Origin of the sequence: Enterococcus mundtii, from assembly GCF_002947535.1 — a bacterium.
Classification (GTDB): domain Bacteria; phylum Bacillota; class Bacilli; order Lactobacillales; family Enterococcaceae; genus Enterococcus_B; species Enterococcus_B mundtii_B.
This window is the reverse complement of sequence record NZ_PUAP01000043.1, coordinates 1-2,185: the sequence shown is the minus strand read 5'-3', so window position 1 is coordinate 2,185 and position 2,185 is coordinate 1. Positions and strand designations below refer to the sequence as shown.

The window sequence follows — 2,185 nt, the reverse complement described above, 5'->3', positions numbered from 1 at the left end:
GTGGATGGCGCCTTATTTCTGAAGAGGTTACTTATGTTCCCGCTGGTTATTCGTTTTAGGTGGTGTAGGAGAACTAATGTCCCAGACACTGTTTTTTTATTTTATTTTTTTAAAATACGTTATTTTTAATTTACTTTAAGTGTTTTTCTTATAACGGAACATAACTTAGAATGATAGATAGATTTTATTTGTTGCAAAAAAGTCTCAAAAACATTTTTTTATTAGGGGTTTGCGGTACTTTATTCAAAAACGAGTAATCTTTTATTTTATACTCTAAATTAAAAAACACTAATTCTTATTTAAAAATGTTATATTTTTAATTTTTATTTGTTATGATATCGTTGTGCAAGAGAAAAATACATAGCACGAGATAAAATTGTTGATGGGGGAGATACATACGAATGAAAAGAAATGTTCGTCTAAAGAAATTTTTGGCTGGAGCTGCATTATGCAGTCTGCTAGTAGCGCCGTTGTTTTTGAATGAACAACAAAGTGCAGCCACAGAACAAACAGTCAAAGCAACACCTGATTTTGGTGTAGGACAAGGTATTGAATGGCCAGAACAAGTCGTTGCACCATTTGTGGATATGACGGCTTATACGTCAGGTACAGAGTTATCGAATAATGGCGCGTTGAATCTAGCAGCGATCGCACAGGAGACAGGGCAAAAATTCTTTAATTTAGGATTCATGCAAGCAAAAGGAATCAAAGATGGTAAGATCGATTGGGCATGGGGTGGATTTGCCGGATTGAGCGAGAATGACAGTGATCAATGGCAATACGAAGGAATCAAAAAAACGATCCGTGAATTAAGAGCAGTTGGCGGAGACGCGGCTGTTTCATTTGGTGGATTGAACACTGGTGCTTTCTGGGAAGTTAGCCATGATGAAGATATGCTTTATGAGGCTTACGTAGAAGTGGTCCAAGGATACGGCTTTACTCGTGTGGATTTTGACGTGGAAGCAGGAGCAATGGGTTATGCAGAAAATTTGGTCAATGCAAAAGCAGTCAAACGCCTACAAGATACTACTGGTGTCCAAGTGACGTTGACGTTACCTGTTATGCCGACTGGTTTGATTTCGACTGGACTATCCGTATTACAAGCTTATTTAGAAGCAGGGGTCGATTTGACCAATGTCAATATTATGACGATGTGTTACGGTCCGAGCGTCGTTGATTATGCACAAGGATCATTAGATGCGGTCGATAATACCATGGTCCAATTGAAGAATCATTATCGTCAATATGCTGGTATCACTTTGACTGATGAAGAGGCATATGCAAAATTAGGCACAACTCCTTCGATTGGTTTTGAGAACGAACAACATCCATACTTCACGACAGAAATGTTCAATCAAGTTGTCGAACATGCAAGAGAACGTAAAATTGGCATGGTCTCTTATTGGTCGATGAACCGTGATGCAAAAACAGATGGCGGACAAGGGCAAATAAAGAACCAATTTGAATTCTTGAAAGTGAGTGAAGCATTTGCTGGAGGTAATGATGGTGGCGGAAGCGAAACTCCGGAAGATAAAGAAAAACCATCTGTCCCAACAAATCTTTCTGTTGGCGATATCACGAAAAATAGTGCACGTTTCAACTGGACGGCGGCGATTGACAATGACCGCGTGGCAAAATATAATTTAAAATTAGTAGGAAATGGACAAACTACTAATGTCACAACTACCTCACTTTCATACGCCTTCACAAATTTGGAGAGCAATACAGAATATACCGTAGAGATTAATGCAGAAGATCGCTCTGGGAATATTTCAGATACCGCTAAACTATCATTCGTAACGTTAGCAGACGTAGTAGATCCTGGAGAACCGGAAGAACCAGACGAGGCTCCTGCATGGGAGGCGGCAAAAGTTTATTTAGGCGGAGAAGTTGTATCTTATAAAGGTGCTCTGTACCGTGCTAAGCATTGGACGCAAAACAATATACCGAGTGAATCAGGCCTATATGGTCCGTGGGAATTGATCTCTGGAACTCCGGAAGGTGGTCATGAGATTGAAGCGTGGGAAGCGGATAAAGTATACCTCCAAGGGAATAAAGTGACCTATGATGGTATTGTTTATGAAGCACAATATTGGACGCAAAACAATAATCCAAGTACTTCTGGATTATACGGTCCTTGGAAACAAATTGGTTAAAAATTTCGAATAATAGTTCATACAAAAAA

1 protein-coding gene is annotated in these 2,185 nt (G+C 39.4%); it reads left to right on the top strand.

The features are described from left to right. Window positions 1-401: 401 nt before the first annotated feature. Complete coding sequence (locus tag CUS89_RS13670) at window positions 402-2,156, top strand: carbohydrate-binding protein (protein WP_104872535.1); 1,755 nt, start codon at window positions 402-404, stop codon at window positions 2,154-2,156. Window positions 2,157-2,185: the final 29 nt, after the last annotated feature.